Source organism: Priestia sp. LL-8, from assembly GCF_036227845.1.
GTDB lineage: Bacteria > Bacillota > Bacilli > Bacillales > Bacillaceae_H > Priestia > Priestia zanthoxyli.
Genome location: NZ_JAZAQH010000001.1, coordinates 1,016,381 through 1,039,281 on the forward strand (window position 1 = coordinate 1,016,381; position 22,901 = coordinate 1,039,281).

At 37.1% G+C, this 22,901-nt stretch carries 26 protein-coding genes; 20 read left to right on the top strand and 6 right to left on the bottom strand.

The genetic code is table 11. The features are described from left to right. The first annotated feature begins 1 nt into the window (after position 1). From U9R83_RS05200 to rpiA, 4 genes are all read left to right on the top strand, one after another. Positions 2 to 1,264: a PTS ascorbate transporter subunit IIC gene (locus tag U9R83_RS05200; protein WP_328575086.1), complete on the top strand. Its 1,263-nt coding sequence runs from the start codon at positions 2 to 4 to the stop codon at positions 1,262 to 1,264. Positions 1,265 to 1,331: 67 nt separating this feature from the next. Beyond that, positions 1,332 to 1,577 carry a hypothetical protein gene (locus U9R83_RS05205; RefSeq protein ID WP_286171378.1) on the top strand — a complete coding sequence of 82 codons (246 nt, stop codon included), beginning with the start codon at positions 1,332 to 1,334 and terminating at the stop codon, positions 1,575 to 1,577. A gap of 131 nt (positions 1,578 to 1,708) precedes the next feature. Beyond that, positions 1,709 to 2,299, top strand: a complete 591-nt coding sequence (locus U9R83_RS05210) for a hypothetical protein (RefSeq protein WP_042992282.1) — start codon at positions 1,709 to 1,711, stop codon at positions 2,297 to 2,299. Positions 2,300 to 2,381: 82 nt separating this feature from the next. After that, a complete protein-coding gene (gene rpiA, locus U9R83_RS05215) occupies positions 2,382 to 3,050 on the top strand; it encodes a ribose-5-phosphate isomerase RpiA (protein ID WP_226700969.1) in 669 nt (222 codons plus the stop codon). A 32-nt stretch (positions 3,051 to 3,082) separates the two neighbouring features. On the opposite strand, the gene U9R83_RS05220 is transcribed toward rpiA, so the two are convergent. Then, positions 3,083 to 3,676, bottom strand: coding sequence for a YdbC family protein (locus U9R83_RS05220; protein ID WP_013055735.1), 594 nt, complete (start codon positions 3,674 to 3,676; stop codon positions 3,083 to 3,085). Positions 3,677 to 3,812: 136 nt separating this feature from the next. On the opposite strand from U9R83_RS05220, the gene U9R83_RS05225 reads away from it, so the two are divergent. Beyond that, positions 3,813 to 5,744, top strand: a complete 1,932-nt coding sequence (locus tag U9R83_RS05225; protein WP_328575087.1) for a hypothetical protein — start codon at positions 3,813 to 3,815, stop codon at positions 5,742 to 5,744. Positions 5,745 to 5,801: 57 nt separating this feature from the next. On the opposite strand, the gene U9R83_RS05230 is transcribed toward U9R83_RS05225, so the two are convergent. Next, positions 5,802 to 6,866 (bottom strand): L,D-transpeptidase family protein, encoded by a 1,065-nt coding sequence (locus tag U9R83_RS05230; protein ID WP_116742301.1) that lies wholly within the window; start codon positions 6,864 to 6,866, stop codon positions 5,802 to 5,804. A gap of 565 nt (positions 6,867 to 7,431) precedes the next feature. Further along, positions 7,432 to 8,106, bottom strand: a complete 675-nt coding sequence (locus tag U9R83_RS05235) for a class I SAM-dependent methyltransferase (RefSeq protein ID WP_328575088.1) — start codon at positions 8,104 to 8,106, stop codon at positions 7,432 to 7,434. A 131-nt stretch (positions 8,107 to 8,237) separates the two neighbouring features. Between U9R83_RS05235 and U9R83_RS05240 the strand changes: the two genes are divergently transcribed. Together U9R83_RS05240 and U9R83_RS05245 are read left to right on the top strand one after the other, a co-directional pair. After that, positions 8,238 to 9,107, top strand: a complete 870-nt coding sequence (locus U9R83_RS05240) for a LysR family transcriptional regulator (RefSeq protein ID WP_154989474.1) — start codon at positions 8,238 to 8,240, stop codon at positions 9,105 to 9,107. 32 nt (positions 9,108 to 9,139) lie between these two features. Then, positions 9,140 to 9,493, top strand: coding sequence for a DUF4181 domain-containing protein (locus U9R83_RS05245; RefSeq protein ID WP_224979874.1), 354 nt, complete (start codon positions 9,140 to 9,142; stop codon positions 9,491 to 9,493). Positions 9,494 to 9,530: 37 nt separating this feature from the next. Here U9R83_RS05245 and U9R83_RS05250 read toward each other — a convergent pair whose 3' ends face one another. The 3 genes from U9R83_RS05250 to U9R83_RS05260 form a co-directional block, all read right to left on the bottom strand. Beyond that, positions 9,531 to 10,463 carry an aldo/keto reductase gene (locus tag U9R83_RS05250; RefSeq protein WP_098999743.1) on the bottom strand — a complete coding sequence of 311 codons (933 nt, stop codon included), beginning with the start codon at positions 10,461 to 10,463 and terminating at the stop codon, positions 9,531 to 9,533. A 184-nt stretch (positions 10,464 to 10,647) separates the two neighbouring features. Next, complete coding sequence (locus U9R83_RS05255; RefSeq protein ID WP_328575089.1) at positions 10,648 to 11,361, bottom strand: hypothetical protein; 714 nt, start codon at positions 11,359 to 11,361, stop codon at positions 10,648 to 10,650. 148 nt (positions 11,362 to 11,509) lie between these two features. Then, positions 11,510 to 12,220 carry a M50 family metallopeptidase gene (locus U9R83_RS05260; protein WP_217028590.1) on the bottom strand — a complete coding sequence of 237 codons (711 nt, stop codon included), beginning with the start codon at positions 12,218 to 12,220 and terminating at the stop codon, positions 11,510 to 11,512. A gap of 203 nt (positions 12,221 to 12,423) precedes the next feature. On the opposite strand from U9R83_RS05260, the gene U9R83_RS05265 reads away from it, so the two are divergent. The 13 genes from U9R83_RS05265 to U9R83_RS05325 all read left to right on the top strand — a co-directional run bounded on the left by U9R83_RS05265 (position 12,424) and on the right by U9R83_RS05325 (position 22,747). Further along, the gene (locus tag U9R83_RS05265; RefSeq protein WP_154973432.1) at positions 12,424 to 13,623 is read left to right on the top strand and encodes an amidase; all 1,200 of its coding nucleotides are present in this window, start codon (positions 12,424 to 12,426) and stop codon (positions 13,621 to 13,623) included. Further along, positions 13,620 to 14,504, top strand: a complete 885-nt coding sequence (locus tag U9R83_RS05270) for a fumarylacetoacetate hydrolase family protein (RefSeq protein WP_328575090.1) — start codon at positions 13,620 to 13,622, stop codon at positions 14,502 to 14,504. Before U9R83_RS05265 ends, U9R83_RS05270 begins: the two co-directional genes overlap by 4 nt. A 197-nt stretch (positions 14,505 to 14,701) precedes the next feature. Then, complete coding sequence (gene galE, locus U9R83_RS05275) at positions 14,702 to 15,682, top strand: UDP-glucose 4-epimerase GalE (protein WP_013055746.1); 981 nt, start codon at positions 14,702 to 14,704, stop codon at positions 15,680 to 15,682. A 230-nt stretch (positions 15,683 to 15,912) separates the two neighbouring features. Then, the gene (locus U9R83_RS05280) at positions 15,913 to 16,095 is read left to right on the top strand and encodes a DUF3973 domain-containing protein (RefSeq protein WP_013055747.1); all 183 of its coding nucleotides are present in this window, start codon (positions 15,913 to 15,915) and stop codon (positions 16,093 to 16,095) included. A 205-nt stretch (positions 16,096 to 16,300) separates the two neighbouring features. Further along, complete coding sequence (locus U9R83_RS05285; RefSeq protein WP_328575091.1) at positions 16,301 to 16,690, top strand: PepSY domain-containing protein; 390 nt, start codon at positions 16,301 to 16,303, stop codon at positions 16,688 to 16,690. A 264-nt stretch (positions 16,691 to 16,954) separates the two neighbouring features. Then, on the top strand, positions 16,955 to 17,344 hold the full coding sequence (locus U9R83_RS05290) for a YwqH-like family protein (protein WP_328575092.1): 390 nt from the start codon (positions 16,955 to 16,957) through the stop codon (positions 17,342 to 17,344). Between the two features lie 12 nt (positions 17,345 to 17,356). Further along, on the top strand, positions 17,357 to 17,626 hold the full coding sequence (locus U9R83_RS05295) for a DUF5344 family protein (protein ID WP_328575093.1): 270 nt from the start codon (positions 17,357 to 17,359) through the stop codon (positions 17,624 to 17,626). A 22-nt stretch (positions 17,627 to 17,648) separates the two neighbouring features. Continuing rightward, on the top strand, positions 17,649 to 19,214 hold the full coding sequence (locus tag U9R83_RS05300; protein ID WP_182420872.1) for a T7SS effector LXG polymorphic toxin: 1,566 nt from the start codon (positions 17,649 to 17,651) through the stop codon (positions 19,212 to 19,214). Positions 19,215 to 19,235: 21 nt separating this feature from the next. Then, positions 19,236 to 20,039: a hypothetical protein gene (locus U9R83_RS05305; protein WP_182420871.1), complete on the top strand. Its 804-nt coding sequence runs from the start codon at positions 19,236 to 19,238 to the stop codon at positions 20,037 to 20,039. A gap of 25 nt (positions 20,040 to 20,064) precedes the next feature. Continuing rightward, the gene (locus tag U9R83_RS05310) at positions 20,065 to 20,445 is read left to right on the top strand and encodes a hypothetical protein (protein ID WP_140451569.1); all 381 of its coding nucleotides are present in this window, start codon (positions 20,065 to 20,067) and stop codon (positions 20,443 to 20,445) included. Positions 20,446 to 20,466: 21 nt separating this feature from the next. Next, positions 20,467 to 21,468, top strand: a complete 1,002-nt coding sequence (locus U9R83_RS05315; RefSeq protein WP_182420870.1) for a hypothetical protein — start codon at positions 20,467 to 20,469, stop codon at positions 21,466 to 21,468. Positions 21,469 to 21,606: 138 nt separating this feature from the next. After that, positions 21,607 to 21,759 carry a hypothetical protein gene (locus tag U9R83_RS05320; RefSeq protein WP_181170517.1) on the top strand — a complete coding sequence of 51 codons (153 nt, stop codon included), beginning with the start codon at positions 21,607 to 21,609 and terminating at the stop codon, positions 21,757 to 21,759. 214 nt (positions 21,760 to 21,973) lie between these two features. Beyond that, positions 21,974 to 22,747 (top strand): EAL domain-containing protein, encoded by a 774-nt coding sequence (locus U9R83_RS05325; RefSeq protein WP_328575094.1) that lies wholly within the window; start codon positions 21,974 to 21,976, stop codon positions 22,745 to 22,747. The last annotated feature ends 154 nt before the right edge of the window (positions 22,748 to 22,901 follow it).

Below are 22,901 nucleotides of genomic sequence, written 5' to 3' on the forward strand. Positions count from 1 at the left end.
CATGTTTGATTTAATTATGAAAGATATATTAGGAACACCTGCTATTCTAGTAGGCTTGTTTGCCCTAATCGGTTTGTTGCTTCAAAAGAAAAAAAGTGCAGATATTGTATCAGGCACTTTAAAAACGATTATGGGCTTTCTTATATTAGGAGCAGGAGCTAACATATTAATTGCTTCACTTGAAGCGTTTGGAAAAATGTTTAATAAAGCGTTCTCTGTTGAAGGCATCATCCCTAATAATGAAGCAATTGTAGCTGTAGCTCAACAAACGTTTGGTACAGAAACAGCGATGATTATGCTCTTAGGTATGATTGTAAATATTGTTATCGCGCGCATCACAAAATTTAAGTATATCTTTTTAACGGGGCATCATACCATGTTTATGGCTTGTTTGATTGCAGCTATCTTATCTACAGGCGGGTTAACAGGAGCATCTCTGATTTTTATCGGTGCGCTATTATTAGGTATCTTAATGGTTTTATTCCCTGCACTTCTTCAGCCTTATGTGCGTGAAATTACAGGGTCAAACGATATTGCCGTTGGTCATTTTGGTTCCCTAGGCTACTTAGTAGCAGGGTTTGTCGGCAAGCGAGTAGGGAATCGTGAAAAAACTACAGAAGAAATTAAAGTTCCTCAATCCCTAGGGTTTCTTCGAGATACGTCTGTTTCTGTCTCGCTCACGATGACCGTTTTATTTATTGTTGTTGCCCTTTTTGCTGGTCCTTCATTTATCGAAACAAAATTAAGCGGGGGTCAAAACTTTATTGTGTACTCGCTCATTCAAGCGATCACGTTTGCAGCAGGGGTATATGTCGTGCTGGCGGGTGTTCGTATGCTTTTAGCAGAGATCGTGCCAGCATTTAAAGGAATTGCTGACAAAGTGGTACCAAATGCTATTCCAGCGTTAGATTGTCCAACTGTGTTTCCTTTTGCTCCTAACGCAGTGGTCATTGGATTCTTTTCAAGCTTTATCGCAGGCCTTATTTCAATGTTCTTTTTGCCTTTATTTGGGCTAAGTATTATTGTGCCAGGCCTCGTTCCGCACTTTTTTACTGGAGCCGCCGCGGGAGTGTTTGGAAATGCAACGGGGGGAAGAAGAGGAGCAGTGGTCGGGTCATTTGCCAATGGAATCTTAATTAGTTTTTTACCGGCTATTTTACTGCCTGTTCTCGCGTCGCTAGGTTTTAAAGGCACAACATTTGGAGATTCGGACTTTAGTGCGGTAGGTATTCTTCTCAGTATGCTAATTAAATTATTTACGTAAAGATAAAAAACTCATGTTACGCTAGTAGCATGAGTTTTTTATGATATTGGAAGTGGAGGAGCAATGAATGAAGATTGATCCAGAGTTTTATGACTATGCAATGATTGCAAAAAGTACAGAGAATGGGATCTATTTTGCAAGCGTGAACTATGCCTTAGAAAATCAAAAAAGCACGACTTCTCTTCTTTCTCCCACCGGTGAATGTTTGATAAAAGCGAAAGCTGAAAAGCAGGAACTACTAACCTACACGATACAACCAAGCCAAGCTAACCGGCTATTAGCTCAGCGCCTGCTATCAAATTTACTATTGTAAAAAAGTTTATATTCTCTAGTTAAATTATCATGTGCCTCTTCTAACCCTTTGGTTATTTCTCCTTATGACGGTATAAACGTTAATATGGTAATATCGAAAGTTAAAGGGGTATTAAAAGGTGTGTGGAAACAATGGATCGAAAAAAAGCCGCATCAGTAGCTGGAGCATTGGTCATTGCCGTAGGAATTTGGCTGTTTCAAAGCGGGAAATTTAAAAGTGAAGCCCAGGCAGATAAGTTTACGAGTACGTTTTTGGTCGATCATGAACAAACAGACAATGGATTTGAATTATTTACTTCGGATACCAATCAATATAGCATGTGGTTTCCGCTTCAGTATGTTATTCATAAATCTTCTTATAAAAGCAGTGAAGATGAAAGTGAAGTATGGACAGCATCAACGAAGGAAAATGATTCATACAATGCTGGGAAAATAACGGCTTTATTTTCTAAGAAAAAAAGCAAAGCAGCTCAAAAAAAAATGGATGCGTTTCAGCCTGATTACATGTTAAAAGGTAAAAATGCAACGATTTATGTGAAAAAACAAACAAGAGATGGAAAGCATAGCATTTATCATGCTTATGTGAATGATGATTATTCAGACAAGTATATTTACTATACGTTTGAACTAAAAAGCAACGAACAGACAAACAGTACAAAACAGCAGTATTGGGTAGAAAAAATTCTTCTGAATACACAGTTTCAAAAAAACTCAGCTGAATAGTCAGCTGAGTTTTTACGTAAGGGTTCATAATACTTTTGCTTTTTTATGTAAACGGGTACAATATGAGTAAGGAGGCCTTCGTATGATTGAAAAACAAGCAGTTGGTGAAAAAGCAGCACAATTTGTTGAAGATGGAATGATTGTAGGGCTAGGGACAGGTTCAACAGCTTATTATACAATTGTAAAACTAGGTGAACGAGTAAAAAATGGATTAAACATCAAAGCCGTTCCTACTTCTCAAAAAACAGAAGAGCTGGCAAGGAAACTAGGTATTCCTATTGTTACCTTAGCGGATGTTGAATATATTGATATAGCAATTGACGGAGCGGATGAAGTGGATAGCGAACTTTCTTTAATTAAAGGAGGAGGAGGCGCACTGCTTCGAGAAAAAATGATTGCGTACGCAGCGAAGCGGTTTATCGTGATTGCGGATTCTAAGAAAATAGTGAAGACGCTAGGAGCTTTTCCTCTTCCTGTTGAAGTTATACGTTTTGGCTGGGAAATGACGGCGAAGCATATTCGCAGTGCAGGTTGTGTACCGCAGCTTAGGCTTTTAGATGATCATACGCCGTTTATCACCGATAACGGAAATTACATTCTAGACTGCCATTTTTCAGAAATTGAAAATCCTGCTGAGTTGGAAAAACAGCTGATAAGAGTTCCAGGCGTAGTAGAAAGCGGATTGTTTGTAGGAATGACGGAGGAAGTCATTACCGTACAAAATCAAGAGGTTCATATCATAAAAAAATAGAAGCTTTGGCGTCGGGCCTAGGCTTCTATTTTTTAATTGGAAAGAACGTTCCAATTTTTCTCTAATTGGTATATGTATTGAGACGCGTTCAGTACATTTGGATGAACGAAAGTATCAATTGTTTTTTGCGGACAAGCAGATCCGTATAATGAAAAAATGACAAGCTTGCTATGCTCGATTGGTGATACAACGTGAGATAAACAACGATAAGAAGGATTTATCAAGCTTTTTACCATCTCATGAATATCTTCTTTGTCGTAAAAATCGACTTCAATTTCCGTCTTTACTAAATAACGGCTTTCAATGGCGCTGCTTCTATAATAATTGTAGCGTGCTCCTATGAAGTAGGACGGATCTGATGTTGAAACGTCCAAATTCGTATATGTTTGATCCTGCTTGCTTTTATAAAAAATAGAATCATGAGTATGCTTCATGAATTCTTGATAAGTTGTTCCATCTTCCCACAGAGCTAGAATACAAGCATCTGTTTCATCTTCCACGTTCCAACCCCCTAATTGGCCAATGAAACCATTCACGTGTGCAAGAGCAGCCCAATGCTGTTGCGTATATGAAAAAGATGCTTTTTTATCAGTCGGTATGCTGCATTTCACAATTTTTGTCAACATTCTCCCATCACCTCAATTAATTACTTCGATAAATGCAGGAAAAATCCTTCTAAAAAGAGGAAAATGATAGACATATCCCCCCTTTAAAAGCCATACATTTCAAATAGGACAATGTTAGGGAAAGAAGGGGAAATGAATGAAAGTTTTTCGTGCAAAAGCCTGTCAGTCTCCTACGCGAAAAGGCTGGTCAATTATGTTTCAGCATCCGTTTAAAAAAGATGAAAGAGGAAGATCGCACCCGTTTGTTAAACGGTTTATGCATACAGAGCAACACGATGAAATTGACATTCTGGTTGAAGAGATGAATGAACTGCTGAGAGTGCAGGATTTTTGGACAAGTACTGCAAAAGGAAGAGCAAAAGCAAGATATGATGAACGAGTAGTAAATGCTTTTTATAACGATATTGAAAAAAAGACGAGCGAACAAATTGACAGCGAGTATGAGTACGTCCATGTAATAGGAGAACAAGGAAGCGGCAAAACATCCTTAATCCGCCAGCTTCTTGGTATAAAAAAGGAATGTGGCTTTCTAGGAATAGGCAGTAAAGGCGCTTATTCTGCTACGTATAAGGTGAAGGATTCCCAACACTATGAAGCTGCTGTCTCTTTTTTTACGCGAAGTGAAGTGCAAAGAAAATTGGAGAATATCCTACTAAGAAGCGCTGCAGTGTATGCTGAAGGAGGCACGGATTATGACTTGGTCTTTGAGTTATTACACGGAGATTCCTCTTTTAATCTGCGCGCTCTTTTAGGAGATATCCCATACAAAGCCCGTTACTTTAATGATGATGTTCCTTTAAGAATGAGCGACGAAAATAGTTCATTCAAACAATTTGTAGATGCAATTAAACGAGAAAGTGAAATAGTAAAAGACGCTGTTGATCAAGAAGGAAGAGATTTTGCAGAGGTATGGCATAAGCGGCTTGAATGTAGGAAGATCACTGAGCAAATGCTTCTGGCAATTGAATCCCGCTTGAAAGAATACAAGGAAGCAATATGGGAAGTAGGAGAAGACGACTGGCCAATATCCTGCCGTCTTACAGCAAAGGAGCTGTCTTCCTTTGATCCGCTAACAAATGAAGAAGAAGAAAATAACGGACGTCTTATTTATCCACTGTTTCGTAGAATTGAAGTTTGCGGCCCTTTTTCTTTTAAGAAAGGGGTAGCAATTTGCGAGCACCCATCTGTTGAATATACGAGCACCATCCACGATTCTTTTAAAAAAGCAGCTTCTATTTTATACGTACATCATGGGCTTAAAGAATTAGATATTCAATTTCTTCAACAGCTTATCGTACATGGTCACGGTGCTAAGGTAAACGTTTGTGTTACACACGGAGATTTGCTTACCTCTCCAAGCTGCCGGACGGATTATGCTAAAAAACATGCCATGGCTAAAATGATAGATGGTGCGCTTAAAAGCGTATCACCTCTTATGAAAAAGCAGCTTCACTACTATTTAACAGTAGGGAATACTACCATTTTAGAATGTGTACACGAGGAATTTGAAGAGAGTCACCTTCTTTATAAAGACTTAAAGGCAGCTTTAGTATTAGAAACGAGAAAAAAGCAGCAAGAACTTCATCCTATTTATTTAAACTTAACTGTTTCCCAGGCTTTTTATGAGGCGATGGAGTCGCTGAACATTCCTTATATGGATAGAGAAACGTGTTTGAACATTTCCTTAGGAGAGCATGAAGGGCCGGTGCCAGTCATTGCGTCCGCTTTTATTTCATCTGTCTACGAGCATTTTCTAAGCCAGCCGTCTGGATGGTCAAGTACCTATCATTCGGTCACCGACCGACAGCAGGTTATTCAAGAGTTGGCAGGTGAGTTCGCAACCGTCGTTTATTCCTATTTCAACGAACAGCTACTTGAAAATGCCCGTAAGGACTGGCTCGCTCTTTATAAAGAAAAAGAAGACGATCAACCGTATAAATATAGCAGGGTGATAGAAAGTGTGATTCCTGCCAAAAACGATATCTATCAGCAGCAAATTCTTATGAGAAACGTTTATCAGTTGATTAAGTATGTGATAGAAAAGAAAGACGGCGTAATGGTTCATTAAGGAGTCAATGTAAAAGAGGTTTATAAATAAAAAAACAGAGCCTGATTTCAGGCTCTATTAGCGTTTGGAAATAGCAGTTAAAGTATTAGGTCCGGCAACGCCGTCAACTGCTAGCTTATTGTCTTTTTGAAACTTACGCACAGCAGCTTCTGTATTGGCACCGAAGATACCATCCGTGCCTTTTGTATCATAGCCAAGCGACGTTAATTTCTTTTGAAGAGCTTGAACATTGCTGCCTTTGCTTCCTTTTTTAAGCGTTTGTTTTGTGTTAATTGTTGTATCTGCTGGTGGATTTGTTGGTTTTGGATTTGTTGGGTTTGTTGGTGTCGTCGGGTTCGGTTTCGTTCCTGAACTTCCTAAAGCTTTATATGTTGATGGACCAACAATGCCGTCAGCGGTTAAGCCGTGGTCTTTTTGGAACTTACGAACAGCTGAATCTGTATTGGCACCGAACACACCGTCCGTACCTTTTGTGTTATAGCCAAGTGAAGTTAGCTTCTGCTGAAGTTCTTTAACTGCATTTCCTTTACTGCCTTTCTTTAAAACAGTTCCTGTAGAAGGAGCTGGAGTAGAACCTGAGTTTCCAGAAACATTGTATCCGTTTGCTGCTGCAATGTCGTTAAACGATTTAGAAGAAGTTGTAATCACAACTGGTGTACCGACGGTCACTTTACTAAATAACCATGCCACTTCTTCATCGTACATACGAACGCATCCGCTGCTTACATATTTGCCAATGGAAGCAGGATTATTATTTCCATGAATAGCATACGTCGTGCCGTATGTACCTCTCGCATTTAGACCTAGCCAGCGATTGCCAAGAGGGTTTCTAGGATCTCCACCAGGAATGTTCCCTGAGTAATAAGGGCGATTGACAATTTTATTCACTACTTTGAAATGCCCTTCTGGTGTAAGAGACTGCGTGCGCCCTGTTGCGACTGAAAACGTTCGGACAAGTGAACCATTTTGGTAATAAGCGAGTTTATTTGTTGCTTTGTTAATGATAATTAAATGAGATGGTGTTGAAGCAGCTTCTGTTTTTGGAACCCCTACAAACAAGCAGGCTAGAGCTAGAATAGCCGCTATGAGTACGATTGTTGTTCTTGATATTCTATTTGCCATGTGCTGCGCCTCCTTAGGCTGCATTAATGAAAAACGTATGGTGCGGCAGTGCTATAAATTCTTCACTAATAAAATAAAAGACGAATAGCTGCATTTTCTATACCTGTATGTATGCGCTTAATAAGGAAATCATTAAGTAGAAAGACTTTACTAGCGGGAATTTATAATAATAAGAATAACTAAGTTTTTCTTGATGTTTTGCATAATTTTACTAATATAAGTTTACTAATCTAGCGGATTTATATTTACATAAGCAGCACATCCTTTCCAGTTCTTCATTTTCGTGTAAAGAAATGAAAGCGTTATACAGATTGTTTTGTAATCATATTGTAACATAGTTGTATTTTTTATACCATAAAAAGACATAAAATAGTATAAAAATACTTTATATGGGTTTTATGTACAAAAAATTCAAAAGTTCAGGAGAACGAAGCTATTATTAGATATACGAAACTGGAAAAGAAGTATGCGTAGTTTTGCGGAAATAGATAAATATTCTTATTCGAATATAGGGAGGAACAGAGTAAAAAAACTACTTGCAAAGAGACAAGTAGTTTTTAAACCGTTATTTTTGAGCATACATTACAACAAAATTAAAAAATTTATAGATGCAATCCACTGTGCTGAACCCGCTTGCTGTTAACCAATTTAACTGATCATGTAAAGTTGCCATTTTATCTAACTTCGTACGTTCATGAGCAGCCTCAATTTGCTCATGAGTTAATCCGCTTGAGGCAATTCTTTCACTCCAGTCTTTTTTATATAACTCTTCAATAATAGAAGAATGGCCTAATACTTGATCGGCATTAATAAATATTCCTCCTGTATGCAGCAAATTATAAATTTGCCCATACAGCTTTTGCTTTTGTTGGTCTTCTAAATGATGAATAGCAAGTGAAGAAATCACAATGTCGAATGAATGCTCAAATTCGTAGCTTGTTATATCTGATACAAGAAATTTCATATGCTGTTCGTTTTTAAAGCGCTCCTTAGCTTTTTCAAGCATTTGATCTGACACGTCAATCAACGTGAAATGAGCATTTGGGTATTTTTCTTTTACAAAAGAAGAAAACAATCCTGTACCTGCTCCGATATCAAGTACGCGAAGCGGCTTGTTTGAAAAGTGAAGAAGAGAAACGGGAATGGAATAAAAATCAAAAAAACAAGGAATAAGTTTGCGGCGCTGCTCGTCATACTGAGAAGCATGGGCATTAAATTTTTCTTTAACGTTATTTTTCATTTTTACAGCTCCTTTATTTGGTAATATTGAGATACATATATCGTATAGAAGTTTGGTAGAAAAGAAAATAAACAAAAATAGGCAGTATTGATTCCAGTTTGTTATGAATAGAAAGAGATGGAGAGAAGAAAATGGAGATCAAATGGTTAAAAACATTCATCATAGCGGCTTCTTATGAAAATTTCAGGCAAGCGTCTGAAGATTTATTTTTAACACAGCCTGCTGTATCAAAGCATATTCAGCGACTGCAGCAAGAGCTAGGTGCTGAGCTTTTTGAAAAAAAAGGTAAATATATCACGCTGACTGAGGCAGGACGCTTTTTTTTGCCTCATGCACAAAAAATGGTGAGGGCATATGAAGAAGGAGTAGGAAATTTTGAGTTATGGAAGCAAGGATATAACCGAAAACTGACTATATCCGCTGCTCCTCAAATAGCAGCATCTGTTTTGCCGAGTCTAATCAAACAATTTGTAGAGAGATATCCCCATATTGAAGTCACGGTTAATATCACAAATTCGTTTCAAGTGGGAAAAGACATCAGCGACAGAAGGTCAGATATTGGATTAACAAGGATGCTTCCGGGTCAGGCAGACGTTTTTTATGAGTTAATACATAAAGAAAAAGCAGTCTTAGTTGCCCCGTTTTCTGCAGAGGCACGTACGGAACAGGAGCTGTTATCTTCCTACCGGCTGCTTACGAATAATCATCCTGTTTATTGGGAAGATTTACTCCTTCAAATCAAGGCTTGTTATCCTCGCATTCAGCTGCTTCCTGTGACGCAAGTAGAAATTACAAAGCGCTTTATTGAAGAAGGTTTAGGCGTATCTTATTTGCCATTTTCTATGGTGAAAAAGGAAGTTGAAAATCAAACGTTAAGCGTCATTTCACAGCAGAAAATTATCCGACCTTCTTCACATACATATATCGTAACAAAAGGTGAAACGGAAGAAACAAAGCAGTTTAAGCACTTTGTAGCTGAGACCTTAACAGAAACGAGTTGAAATGATACCATAAAAAGGAAGGGGGGATGGCAATGTATATATTAATAATACTTGTAGCAGCAGCGGTCTTAGCAGACTTTATTTTAAGAAAAGTCCTTGATATCCCTCGCAGCAAATTTTGGGGAAAATATGAGTATGAAAGTCTAGCTTTAGGCCGATGGGATAAATATGTGACGATAGCTTTTGTTCTTTGTCTGTTACTCGATATGGTCTTTATGTTTGTGGAGCCTTATATCGTATCTTTCCTATTTTTAGTCGTGAATATTTTGCTGAAAAGCATAGATGAATGGAAATATAAACAAGAAACAAAAGAATACGTAACAAGCTTTGTACAGCTGGGATTCTTCTTTACGGGATTTGTTTTATTAGCCGGCAGAATTGTATAGAAAAAAGAGCTTTACCTATGGTAAAGCTCTTTTTATATTATTTAAAAATATGATCAATGTCTTTAATTTCAGAAGAAGTGAGCTGAACATCTAATGTTTTTAAGTTATCAAGTACTTGATCAGCGCGTTTTGCTCCTGGAATTAATACATCAATTGAATCGCGCGTTAAGTACCAAGCCAGAACAAGGTGAGCTACTTCTACGCCTTTTGCGCTAGAGATTTGACGAAGACGCTCTACTTTTTCTAAGTTTTGCTGAAATGCTTCGCCGATAAAATGAGGCATATCTTCGCGCAGGTCATTAAACTTTGTATTTTTATCATATTTCCCAGCAAGTAAACCAGCAGCTAGAGGGAAGTATGGAATAAATGAAATATGATTTGCAGCCGTATAAGGTAAAATATCGTTTTCTGCTTCTCGCTGAATTAAGTTATATTGGCCTTGTACCACGTCTACATAACCATCTTTATTTGCTTCTTTTAACTGATCTAACGAGAAGTTTGATACGCCAATAGAACGGATCTTACCTTCATCTTTTAATTCTTTTAACGCACCGACCGCTTCGTCTTTAGGTGTGTTTTTATCTGGAAAGTGAATATAATATAAATCGATATAATCTGTTTGAAGGCGTTTTAAGCTATCTTCAACCGACTGTTTTAAAAATGCAGGAGAATTGTCTAGCAGTACTTCATCTCCAACAATTTTATGAGCTCCTTTTGTAGCGATCACCGCTTCTTCACGATTCCCGCGTTCTTTTAGCACTTCGCCAATTAATTCTTCAGAACGTTTAGGACCATAAATGAACGCTGTATCAAGTAAATTTATGCCATTATCTAGCGCCTTATGAACAAGGTCTTTGCCGACTTCTTCGTTTAGGTTAGGATATAAGTTATGTCCTCCTACAGCGTTTGTTCCAAGTCCAATAGGATTAACATATAATTCGGATTTTCCAATCTGCACTTTTTCTGCCATGTCTAACGTCCATCTCCTTTTTTATATCTTCTTTTTTACTATAGCAAAATATACCACGAATCAAAAATAGTACGCTCATATGAAAAGCAGCTTTAAAAAAGTATGTGAACTTGAGTTACACGTAAATAAGGAGTATATTCTACATGGCTCTATTTCAATAGCAGAAATAAAAAAAGAACCTCTTTTAAATAAGAGACTCTCTTTTAGTCATGGTAATATGATAACTTTTTGACAGCTGAAATGTTTCAGCGAGCTGCCTGCGTCCTTGCGCTCCTTGTTCGCGCACATAATCTAATTCGTTTGGTGTAAGAAGCTTCATGCTAATCAGTTTAATAGATTCGTAAGGTAAAGAGAGGCTAGTTGAAACGGAAGGAGACTGAACTCCTAGCAATACACCAATATCTCCATTTTTATTTACAAAATGAGGCGGTACGTCCAAATCCGTAAATTCAATTGAAAGAACATCATGTTTCATGAATAGTTCTAGCATATTAGGGTGAGCGGCAGCATTTTGACTCATTTGATAAAGAAGGTCAAATGCCCAGTGATCCTGGATATCCGATAAAGGTCCGCGAAGAGATTCATCATCGCATTCGATATAGAATTCTAATCCCTTTCCTTGTCTTTGGCTCTTTTCTTCAGGTAGTTGAAACGGATCGGACAAGCCGTCGCTTGCTAAAATAACCGTCTCTGTTTTTTGAACACGAATAAAAGTTTGACGTCCAGACGGCCAAGCAGGCCCGCCAAAAAACATGGGATTTAATAAATGAGTTAATACGTCTCCGTCGACATGTCCAATTGTGTTCCAGTAGTCTTTTCTTTTTGAGATTGATTCCCAAAGAACACGCTCTACTTCTTTTTCCTGCTTCTTTTGCTTCCACTTTAAAAATAATGACAAGTATCCCACACCTCTTTACGACTTCATAGTACCCAATATATACCTCATTTAGGGAACTCGTAAACCACTATTAGCGTATAAAAGTAAATTATTCCTTTAAATTATAAAAATCCCAAAGTTTTCTTAGGGGAATCATAGAATTTTGTCCTTAATAAATCAGCTGGAAAATCAAATAAGCCACATACACGGCCTGTGCGAAAAATAAAAAACCCCAAAAGCGTGCTGAAAGATGGGTAAGCTGCTTTAGACTGGTAGCGTCACCCGCATCGTGTGGGTATTTGATGCTTAACACAAAAATAATAAAGGCAGAAAATAGAGATTCTACAAGTAACAGTGCACCAACAAACATCATGCTGTAGCGCATAAGCTGTGGGTCTTGTAAATAATAAATACCGCCGAGGATCAAACCGATAGAAAAAAGCCAAACAATTCCGTATCCGTTACGTACCCAAAGCAGTAAATTAATAACAACAACACTTCCTAACCCGTAAAAAAGCCAGTCGTAGTGGTGGTGAATGAGCAGGTAGAAAAACAAATACGCCATTGCTGAGCTGAACGGGTAGCCGGCTAAGGCAATAATGACGCGCGGCAGCCATCCACGGGATCCCGCGTAGGTGGCAGTCACAGCTACACCTTCGTTATTGGTATAAAGCTCAATGCGATTGACGCCTTTTCCGACAATAAGCCCCATTAACGCGTGGCCATCTTCATGAAACATCGTATTTAAATTTGAAAAATAACGTCCAATATGCCGAAGCAGTGTATTAATGCTAGGAGCAAATGAACCTATAAATGGAATGCCTCTTGTTAGCACAAAAGCTAATAAAATAAATAAGAAAAGCGTAGTAGATTGTTCCATCGCGATAGTCCTTTTCGTAAAATGATATGTTTCTACTTTACTCGCAAACGTGCTAAAAGGGAAATAAAACGGCTAGTTTCTCTAGGGAAAGAGAAGCTGGGAGGTTTACATAATATTAATGTTAACAGACCTGACACATTCATTGACCAACTTATTCCAAATTTTATATTCTAAACAGATATAAGAAATGAGGAGATGGTTGAATGAAAGATACGTGGAACGCATTTGTAGACAGTGACCTTTACGTACCTCCAACGGGAACGGGGATGTTAAATAACTTGAGTTTTGCGTTAAAAGACGTATTTGATGTACAAGGACATATATCAAGTGCAGGAAATCCGGATTGGCTCGCCACGCATCAGCCTGCAAGCGAACATGCAGACGTAGTAGCTGTTCTTTTAAAAGAAGGAGCTGCGCTAAAGGGAGTTACGCATACTGATGAGCTTATGTACGGATTAAATGGAGAAAACGCGCATTACGGAACACCGGTAAACCCAAAAAGCGCAGATCGAATTCCGGGAGGATCTTCGAGCGGCTCAGCGGTCGCTGTGGCAGCGGGAATAACTGATTTTGCAATTGGAACAGACACGGGAGGATCGGTTCGAATTCCGTCAAGCTACTGCGGTATTTTTGGGTATCGTCCTTCTCACGGACGCATTTCTACAAACGGCCTGATTCCACTGGCTCCAAGCTTTGATACAGTCGGTGTAATGGCTAGAGACGGCCACACCCTGCAAAAAGTTGGATCGGTTTTATTGAACTCAACGTCTCTTGTTAGCGGTTTTACACGACTTTATGTACCAACAGACGTAATGGAACTTGTGGAAGAACAAAGCATGCAGGCTCTTGCACCACCTATTAAGCACGTAATGAAGTCTTTTTCTACTACAGAAGAAATAGTAATTGCCCCTCAGGGTTTTTCTACATATATGGAAACTTTTCGTTTGCTGCAAGGAAAAGAAATCTGGCAAACGCACGGAGAATGGATTCAAAAAGAAAATCCAACGTTTGGAGAAGATATCGGAAGCCGCTTTCAATGGGCGAGCACTCTTACCTTATTAAATATGAATTATATAGAAGAAAAGCGTCGTGAACTTCGCTATTTTATGTATTCACAGCTTGGAGAAGACGGAATATTAGTCCTTCCTACTGCTCCAGGACCCGCGCCTGTAAAAGATGCAAAAGGACTGGAGTTAGAAAACAGAAGATTGCGAACACTTCAAATGACGTGTATTGCCGGCCTAAGCGGACTTCCGCAAGTTACGATACCTGCAGGAGAACTAGATGGTTTGCCAATCGGCTTATCTTTTATTGCAGGATACAACCAAGATGAAAAATTATTAAATTGGGTAAAAGAAAACAGCGATCATATCATTCAAGCATCGGTAAGGAGCGTATCATGAAGTTAGTAAATATAATAGAGCAAGGGAAAGAACAAGCAGCTGTTTTAGATAATGACAGCATTCTGCTTATAGAAGATATCAATACTAAATATTTAACAAACTGGTCTACAACAATTTGGGATCTTATTCAATATAAAGAACTTCGCCACCTCGAAACATGGTATGCCCATAATAAATTTGGTATGAACAGCTCTTTTCCCGCACTTCACTTGCAGGACAGAAAAACAGCTCCTATCATTAGTAATCCGTCAAAATTGTTAGGCATTGGATTTAATTATGCAGCTTCTGAAGAAAAACTAAAAGACTACGACCGTGCCATTGATCCAGTTAGTTTTTTAAAACCCGCAACCGCCATTATTGGACCAGATGACAGCATTCGTATTCCAAAGCAGTCCTACAAAACAACGGCTGAAGCGGAACTAGCGGTGGTAATCGGCGAAACGTGTAAGGATATAGAGCCAGATGAAGCCATAAACGTAATTGCTGGTTATACGTCAGCCATTGACGTAACCGCAGCTGATATTCACGCGGCGAATCATCGCTACTTAATGCGAGCAAAAAGCTTTGATACATTTTGTAGTATAGGCTCAGAATTTATCACAAAAGAAAGCATATCAAACGTGAAATCACTTCAAGTGCGCACGTTGCTAAACGGAGACATGCAGCATGAAAATACCGTGTCTAATATGATTTACGACATCGCATACTGTGTTTCATTTTTCTCAAAAGTCATGACGCTGCACCCAGGAGATATCATTTTAACCGGAACGCCGGGACCCGCTGTTATTGAAGACGGGGACTGTATTGAATGCCATATTGAAGGCATGCTTCCATTAAAAAATAAAGTGAAAGATATGAAGAAAGTGCCTCAGCAAATCTAAGAAGAAAACCCGTTGCTTACATGCGCGGGTTTTTAAGTAGAAACGAATATCTTCACACTCAGTTCACAATTAGTAGATATACTAATTAAAAGAGACAGCTGCGTTATCATATACTGAAAAATGAAATATTTACAAATGGAAAAGAAACGGGTACGATATCTGTAGCGACACTTAATAAAAAGGAGCTGACTGACAGTATGATTTTAGTCATCGGAGGAGCAGGCTATATCGGAAGCCACCTAGTAAAAGAATTAGTAAAAACAAATGAAGTTGTGGTACTTGATAATCTATCAACGGGTCATCGCTGGGCAATCGATGAGAAAGCGGTATTCGTAGAAGGAAATCTAGGTAATGAGAAAGATTTAGAAAGCGTATTCACAAATCATAAAATTGATGCTGTCATGCATTTTGCTGCTAATAGTTTAGTAGGGGAGTCAGTAACAGATCCTCTTAAATATTATCAAAATAACGTAGCTGCGACGTTAACCCTTTTACAAACGATGATGAAGCACAATGTGAAAAAGTTTATTTTTTCATCTACTGCTGCTACATACGGGATTCCTTCTGTAGATATTATTACAGAAGATACGGCAACAAACCCAATCAATCCGTACGGACGTTCAAAGTTAATGATCGAACAGATTTTAGCTGACTTTGCAAGTGCTTACGACATGGAATATGTTGTGCTTCGTTACTTCAACGCAGCGGGTGCTTACGAAACAGCAGAAATTGGCGAGTGCCATGATCCTGAAACGCACTTAATTCCAATTATTCTTCAGCACCTGCTCGGTGAACGTGAAAACATCTCTGTATTCGGCTCAGACTACGATACTGAAGACGGAACATGCATTCGTGACTACATTCACGTAACGGATCTAGCAAATGCTCACATTTCAGCGCTTCAGGCACTGTTAGACGGCACGAAGAAAACAGCAACGTACAACCTTGGAAACGGCCTTGGCTACTCTGTAAAAGAAGTGATTGAAACGTGCGAAAAAGTAACGGGTAAAAAAGCGAATGTCGTAATGGCAGACCGCCGCGCTGGAGATCCGGCACGCTTAGTCGCATCTTCTGATAAAATTCACGCAGAATTAGGCTGGAAAGCGCAAATTTCATTAGAAAAAATTATCGCATCAGCTTGGAACTGGCATCAAAACAGCGCAAAAGTAACAAATTAATAAAAAGTGCCTCTTTTTTCTTTAAAAGAGGCTTTTTTATTAAGATTAAACTGATTTATGTTCTAAATAATCATTTTTAAAATCCAGTGTTTTAGCCCACGAACAAGCCTTCTTCTTTTCGGACATTTTCCCTAAACAAGCACGACTTTTGTTCTTTTCCATATGATGTAGGTAAATATACCATTCACAACTATCCCCGTTTATAAAATAGCCCGCAAGGAGGTTATGATATGTATTACTGTGTAAGATGCTCCAAATTTCATGACGAACAGGAAAAAGAAAACATCTTTCAAAATGGTTTTTACATTGATCCCTATTTGCTTCAAAAAGTCCATCTAGGCATGTGCGTCCACAAATCCCCGTCAATCAAACAAATGAGAGCCGTAGAACGATTCGAAACGAAAAAAATGTAGAGTTCACATTCACCGATAAGAAGCTAGATCTAACCAGGTCTAGTTTTTTCAGTGAATAACAGCTTTCTTCAGCTATCTTTCATGTAATATTAAGAGAAATTTAAGACAAGCCCGCTATACTAGTTAGTAGACGTATACATAGGATATGGTACGTTAAGAAATTGAAACAGCAGTCCGTTTTATAAACTAGAAAGGATGGCGTCAAATGATTTCTGAAAAACGATCACTTTTGTTGAAAGAACAAGCAAAGCTTCTCGCATTAAAAGAATATAAAGGCATTGTCAAATCCATATCTCTGAGTAAAATACTCACTCTTCCTATTTATATAGTAGACATCCTTACGTTAAACGGAGAAGAGCATAAAGTAAAAATTAATGCCCAAACCGGCAGTATTTTGAAAGAAAAAACGATTCCTTTAACTAAAAGCCGTGCAAAAGCATACGCGTTAAGACAGCATAAAGGCATTATCGAATCGATTGTTCTTGCTAACAAGCAATACGAAATTGTCATCCTTGGACTTGATGGAAAAACCCACAGCGTAAAGATTGATGCTGAAATTGATGTGCTGGCGCAAGGAGAGCAAAGCGTTCAGTAAATGGCCTATATTATGTAATCAACCTCACTTTTTTTAAAGTGGGGTTTTCTTTATTGAGAGAAATCATTAATAAAGGTAACAATGATAAAAAAAGAAGTGATTATTTCTTTAATAGAAAGGGTAAGTGATAGTAAAAAATAACCACTTCCTAATTATGGTTCTTTGATTCGTTCTGCTTATGACTCTCCCATTATAAGTATGATAGTATCGAAAGAGAATTTTTAAGTTTTTTTGAAAGTAGTAGAGTAATTATGGAGGTCTTAAATGTTTGATGAATTATTGGTAAAAATGCTAACGAACAATGTTTCTCATTTAGAAAAAGAAATGGCACTAAATAATAAAAAAATTATGCAATTACAATCAGCTCATGATGAAATATCGCTTGAACAAGAGGAATTGATGAATAATGCGAATTTAGTGAATAATCCTCAATTATCTTCAGAGAGTTGGGCAGGTAAATATGCAACAGAGTTTAGTGAAAATAGATCTAAGTTAGAACATGCCTTTAAAGAAATTGGCAATAATCAAGTTGAAAAAGTACTGCAAACTATCGAAACTAAAATTACATACCTTCAAAATCAAAATAGATCTTTAGGAGAGTCTATCAGTTCCGTTAACAATAGAATTAATCAATTAAATATTGAAAAAGAGTAAAGGAGGATAAATATGTCAGAAATCAAAATTGTGAAGTCTGAAGTAGAAGTAGCTTTTAAGAGTTTTAAAAATGAAATACAATCTCTTGAAACTTCTGCTGGCAAAGTAGAATTTACTGAAAGCAAACTTGATGTAACTAAAAAGATTGAAGAAATTGAACAAACCTACTATGAATTACTTACACAATATAAAGAGATTTTAACTCAGTTAGAGTTAAATGCGTGGGAAAGTGTAGAAAAAATGATTCAAACTGATGAAGAAATTGCAACAAAAATGAAGTAGAATAGCGAGGTACATAAATAATATGAAAGTTATAAAGGTTGCAGAAATATTACCAGAGTTAGCAAGCTCTATTTCTAGTAAGGAAAAAGAGAAGAAACAGATATTAGCCGTTCGTGATTCAATGAACAGAATAATTGGTCTCAACTCTTTAAGTGGTAAAGGAGCAGACGCTATTAAAGAAAACCTAGTGAATCTTCACTATCCTACAGTTATATTAATTAATTATTTTTTAGAAGAGTACACAAAACAACTAAAAGATATCAAAACAAAAATTAAAGAATATGAAAATGAAGATGGATTGGTTAGAGAGAATTTTATCGAAACTGAGGTTGAAAATAGCTTAAAACGACTTGAAGAGACCACCCAAACTATAGTGGAAAGCATTAATAAACATATAGATAGTATTAAAACTGTGGCAATGGTGGAGTCTATTTCTACAGGAGAGCTTAATGTACATCTCCATAAGGCAAGAGCCATAAATAAAGAGACGCTTACTAAGTTGAATGAACTAGATGCAGAGGTTGTTAAGGGGCTGAAAGACCCTGTAGATACACTAAGTGAGCTAAAAAAACTGATTAATCAAGTTTCTAATTGGAGTAAGGGTGGTGTGAATTTAACCACTTCTACTTTGGAAGAAATTAATGAATACATGAATAAGGACTCGGTTAATGAAGCTATGGAAAATGCTCTTGAACAGTCGGCAGATGATGGTGAAGGAGATATCTTGACTGGGACAGCAGGCGTTTTAGATAAATTAGGCAAGGTGACGGCATATAAAGATATTGCTAAAGGTGTAACCGCAGCTACAGTGTTGTTATCAGGTAAGTTAAAAATAACAAAGGGTACTAATGGATTATTTAAATTAGTAGCAGGACAAGGGTGGAAGAAACAAAATGGAAAATACCCTTCTATGCTAGCTAATATTATTCATAAAGTTCTAAAAAAGGGAGCTAGTAGTAATATTAAGTTCGTTCAAAATAAATTTGAAAAATTCAAAAATCAACCAGTGAAATTTTTGAAGCATTTAGCTGGCTTTAAGGAAGGTACTACCAAGCGAGCGTACCGTACTATTCTGGAAGAACATTTTTCCTTTTTGAAGTTTAACCCTGAGAAGGTTAACGCTTATAGTAAGTTTCCAGTTGATGTAAAGGCTACATTAAAACAGGCTACACATGCAAAGGGAGTATCGACTTTATTGAAAAAAATTCCATTGGCTGGTATAGCAGTTTCTGTAGTTATGAATTCAGGAGAAATTATCGGTCCTAAGGGTAGAAATAAATCTACCGGTGAAAAGATAGGACGCTTTAGTGCTGGATTAGGTCTCGATGCAGGTGTTACTGGAATTACTCTAGCAGGTGCTGCTATAGGAACTGCAATTGCACCTGGACCAGGCACCTTTATAGGAGGAGCTATCGGGGCTTCAATCGGTGTTGTGACTTCGTTAAAGGTAGAGGATAAAGTAAAAGCTGCAGGTGAAAAATTAGGAAGGTTTGCTGAAGAAAAATCTAAAAAACTAGGTGATATATTGACAAAATCAGTTGATAATTTATCTAATGCAGGTAAGTTTGTTACAGGAATATTCAGGTAAAATATGGGGGTATCAAAAATTATGAAGCCGTGTTATACACTTTCAACTACTGAACTGGGATGTGCTCTTGCCCTTTGTGGTTATGAAGATATGGCAAACGATGTGTTAAGTAATTTAGAGCTGCTAGAAGATGAATTAAAATTTGAAAAATTTATTAAGCAAACAGAGTATACCTTAAAAGATAAAGGATACTGGGACGAAAGTAGTAAGAGCTTACTTTTTGCTGAAATAGAACACTTTATTGATAAATTAGTACATACAAGAAGAAAGATTCGGTGTATTAGAGAAAACGAGGTGTTTTTTCTTCATTTTGTAAATTCAAACGAGTTTATTGTACAAGTAATAGAGGAGCAACGTCATTATTTCTATACGAAATTTCTTATGGAAGACGTTAAAGAACTATTAATTAAAAAGTTCGAATTAGGAAAATCTACATCTGAAGATTTAGACGGAATTGAACCACTGATGTTATCTGAGGATATCTATAACAATTTACTACAATTGAAACATGTAGAGTTGGATAATCTCATTAATAAAGCCGATATAAACGATTCTCTAAAAAATTTTCTCAAGGATTTTAAAAAAAATGACTGTAAGTTTAATAATATTTCTCTTATAGACATGAACTATTTAGACAATGAGATAGAATTTGATAAAATTTTATTTTTTATGCCTAGTGAAGACTTTATATGGTATGTAATGTACGATAATATCTCTGAAGATGAGATATTTATCGTTCCTCTTTCAACAGATGGCTTTTATTTCAAAGTTAAAGATCTACTAGAAGAGAAAAGCTATAAAGGTTTGTTGAAAAATAGTAGGTAATTAGCGAAGAGGGGTAGCGCGTTAAATGAAGAAAGTTATAGGATTTGCTTTAGCTGTTAGTATATTAGCTGTAGGTACAATGTTTTTTTGGGGAAACGGAAGAGGTTTCCCTTTCTTGTCAGCATATTTATTTGCCATGTTTTTTTGTAATGCTTTATATGGGCTATTATCGTTAATTTTCCAACGAGCGTCTATTTATCAATATGAGCAATTTGTCTATGATTACAAGCCAACGATAAGAGGTTATTGCGCTAAATATTTAGTTATGGCTGTATTTACACCTAACTATTACGTGCAAAAAAGGATTAACAGAGCTCCATTTATTGTGAATCGTTTATTAGCCTTAATTTTTGTCATTTGCTTTTGGATATTAGGCTTTACAACGGGGATGATTTATAACATTTGATAAAGGAAGGTAGTTTAAAAAATGACACAGAGCCCTATTACTTTAAGCACGAATCAACTAATCGCAGCCTTAACCTTATGCGGATATGAAAAAGAAGCGCAAAGTGTAGGAAAACAACAAAAAATCAAAAAAATGGAGCTTGACCAGATATTATATGGGCCGGACTTTATTATGCAAAAATCTAACTTATGGGATGACGAAACTGATGTAGGAATAAATGAAACAATGGTCAGCCTCATTCAACACATAGTAGAGGCACCTAAGAAAATTAAGTTTGTGCACAAAAGTAAGAGTCTGAATTTCTATTGGGTAAATAATAATCATATAATCATAGAGCAACAATTCCAGAAAAAACATACTTTTTCGTTTACTCATTCTCTTCTAGGTTTTGGAGAAGAGGTTACAAATTTTTATAAGTTAAATCAGGGAGAGAATTGTGTTTTCAAAACTAAAGTTAGTTTATCTGATAGTACATATGATTCTCTTCATCATATGTCATCAAAAGCTTTAAATAAGATGATTGAGGATGATTCAGTAGAGGTACAAATGAAAAAGTTTTTACAAGACTTTAAGGATAATGGTCAAGAAATTGTCCACGTTATGTTCCAAAACGATCAGCACGTCCAAACTGTCCTTTCTTTTATTCCTGGGAACCGTTATTGCTGGCTTCCAGATGTTCAAAAAGAAAGTAAAGAAGTTCATTTTGTAAGTGCTAAATTGGATGATTTTTTAAGTTTGATTGAAAATGCAAAAGTTGAGCTGCTTAAAAAGGAAGTATCCTCGTATTCTCCTAATAAAGTAAAACGAACGTCGTTATTAAAAAAATTCTCAGTATATCGCGGCTTGAAAAGCTTTATACAAGCAAACTTATTTCTTGTATTAACGTATATGATGCTATTAGTTTCTAAGCAAGAATGGGAACCTAACACAAACCAAATAGCTGTTTACATATTTATTTTTGAGATCGGGGCCCTTATTGTTTCATTCATGGCTTGCTTCAGGCCTCGAGTGTATAAAGATTAACACGTAAATCCCGCTTTTTTTAAAGAGGCTGGGACAAAAGTATTTTAGTCGAAGAGATATTCGAACGATTAATTAATCGTTCGAATTTTTTTGTTGTTATGGTAAACGTAAATTTCACATATTAGGTGCTTCTAGCGATTGATTGGAGGGCAAGGCGAAGACTCCTGCGGGCTCAGCGGCCGCCCGCGGAAAGCGAAGCCTTGCACGGAAATCAACCGCGGTGTCACAAGCAGTCCAGCTCCTTTATCCAATTTGTTCGTTTTAGATGAGATTGATTTCGCTCTTTTTTGAAACATCCTTTACAGCCTATCTATCAAAAGCATAAAAGTCTCTAAAACACTTCTTTGTTGCTATCATAAGCCTCCAGCAAGTCTCAAAATACCTAAATCGCCTAATGGAATATCTTACTTTTAATGGACAATTATCTGTTTTTAGGATATATTTTTATAAGTTTAGGTTATGGAAGAAATAGTATATTGAAAATGAAAGGTGATTAAACGAAAGAATGGATGCTCATGTTTTAAAGGAACTGACGTATGAAGACTTTCAGTTTGTATATCAGCCTATTTATGCGTTGAATTCGTGGGAGACGCTGGGTTTTGAGGCTTTGCTGCGCACAGCTTTCGCAAAAGGGCAAATTGAAGAGTTGTTTTCACTGGCAAGACGCCATAATTATTTGTACAAGCTTGATACGATGGCAATTGAAGGGGCTATAAAGAACTTTCCGTTTGAGGTATTGAAATCTGAAGATTTATTTATCAACGTGTTTCCATCTACTCTTCTCCACCCGCATTTCCAACGGTTTTTAGCATATCTGTTGAACACCTATAAAAATGCGAAACATCGCATTGTATGGGAGTTAAATGAAACGCTTCATGAAAAAAAAATATGGGAATCGCCTGCTCTTTTTGCCCGAGCAATGAGTTTGAAAGAGGCCGGTTTCAAAATTGCGATTGATGATTTTGGAGCAGGGGCCGCAGCGATGAGACAGGTGAGCATGTATGAGCCTCACTATATGAAATTGGACCGAAGCTATGCGGAAGGGCTAGCTGACTGCAAGCAAAAGAAAGATCTGATTGATTTGCTTGTTAATTATTATCCGCATACGAATCTCATTTTAGAAGGCGTTGAACGAGATAAAGATTTAGCCGCAGCGATTTCGTTAAACCTACATGCTGCTCAGGGCTATTTGCTGGGCACGCCGCAGTCGATCTCTTCCTACTTAACTTATAATAAGTACCGCAGTTTATTCAGACGAGAAAGGCTGCTGAACTCTTAAACCATACACTTCACTAAATAGATAATTTATCGTAATATAAAAGTGAGTAATTAGACCTATATGAAACATAGATGTCTTGAGTTTTTATAAAATTATGTGATTTTGTGCGATTGTTAAAATATTTTAAAGGGTAAAGAAGACGTGTTGGTTTGGG

Bases quoted from the DNA above. Each gene is read 5' to 3' on its own strand.
- U9R83_RS05260 (WP_217028590.1), bottom strand. From the start codon at position 12,220: ATGGAACAATCTACTACGCTTTTCTTATTTATTTTATTAGCTTTTGTG.
- U9R83_RS05235 (WP_328575088.1), bottom strand. From the start codon at position 8,106: ATGAAAAATAACGTTAAAGAAAAATTTAATGCCCATGCTTCTCAGTAT.
- rpiA (WP_226700969.1), top strand. From the start codon at position 2,382: ATGATTGAAAAACAAGCAGTTGGTGAAAAAGCAGCACAATTTGTTGAA.
- U9R83_RS05325 (WP_328575094.1), top strand. From the start codon at position 21,974: ATGGATGCTCATGTTTTAAAGGAACTGACGTATGAAGACTTTCAGTTT.
- U9R83_RS05230 (WP_116742301.1), bottom strand. From the start codon at position 6,866: ATGGCAAATAGAATATCAAGAACAACAATCGTACTCATAGCGGCTATT.
- galE (WP_013055746.1), top strand. From the start codon at position 14,702: ATGATTTTAGTCATCGGAGGAGCAGGCTATATCGGAAGCCACCTAGTA.
- U9R83_RS05205 (WP_286171378.1), top strand. From the start codon at position 1,332: ATGAAGATTGATCCAGAGTTTTATGACTATGCAATGATTGCAAAAAGT.
- U9R83_RS05265 (WP_154973432.1), top strand. From the start codon at position 12,424: ATGAAAGATACGTGGAACGCATTTGTAGACAGTGACCTTTACGTACCT.
- U9R83_RS05315 (WP_182420870.1), top strand. From the start codon at position 20,467: ATGACACAGAGCCCTATTACTTTAAGCACGAATCAACTAATCGCAGCC.
- U9R83_RS05210 (WP_042992282.1), top strand. From the start codon at position 1,709: ATGGATCGAAAAAAAGCCGCATCAGTAGCTGGAGCATTGGTCATTGCC.
- U9R83_RS05240 (WP_154989474.1), top strand. From the start codon at position 8,238: ATGGAGATCAAATGGTTAAAAACATTCATCATAGCGGCTTCTTATGAA.
- U9R83_RS05285 (WP_328575091.1), top strand. From the start codon at position 16,301: ATGATTTCTGAAAAACGATCACTTTTGTTGAAAGAACAAGCAAAGCTT.
- U9R83_RS05250 (WP_098999743.1), bottom strand. From the start codon at position 10,463: ATGGCAGAAAAAGTGCAGATTGGAAAATCCGAATTATATGTTAATCCT.
- U9R83_RS05270 (WP_328575090.1), top strand. From the start codon at position 13,620: ATGAAGTTAGTAAATATAATAGAGCAAGGGAAAGAACAAGCAGCTGTT.
- U9R83_RS05220 (WP_013055735.1), bottom strand. From the start codon at position 3,676: ATGTTGACAAAAATTGTGAAATGCAGCATACCGACTGATAAAAAAGCA.
- U9R83_RS05290 (WP_328575092.1), top strand. From the start codon at position 16,955: ATGTTTGATGAATTATTGGTAAAAATGCTAACGAACAATGTTTCTCAT.
- U9R83_RS05300 (WP_182420872.1), top strand. From the start codon at position 17,649: ATGAAAGTTATAAAGGTTGCAGAAATATTACCAGAGTTAGCAAGCTCT.
- U9R83_RS05225 (WP_328575087.1), top strand. From the start codon at position 3,813: ATGAAAGTTTTTCGTGCAAAAGCCTGTCAGTCTCCTACGCGAAAAGGC.
- U9R83_RS05310 (WP_140451569.1), top strand. From the start codon at position 20,065: ATGAAGAAAGTTATAGGATTTGCTTTAGCTGTTAGTATATTAGCTGTA.
- U9R83_RS05200 (WP_328575086.1), top strand. From the start codon at position 2: ATGTTTGATTTAATTATGAAAGATATATTAGGAACACCTGCTATTCTA.
- U9R83_RS05295 (WP_328575093.1), top strand. From the start codon at position 17,357: ATGTCAGAAATCAAAATTGTGAAGTCTGAAGTAGAAGTAGCTTTTAAG.
- U9R83_RS05280 (WP_013055747.1), top strand. From the start codon at position 15,913: ATGTATTACTGTGTAAGATGCTCCAAATTTCATGACGAACAGGAAAAA.
- U9R83_RS05245 (WP_224979874.1), top strand. From the start codon at position 9,140: ATGTATATATTAATAATACTTGTAGCAGCAGCGGTCTTAGCAGACTTT.
- U9R83_RS05305 (WP_182420871.1), top strand. From the start codon at position 19,236: ATGAAGCCGTGTTATACACTTTCAACTACTGAACTGGGATGTGCTCTT.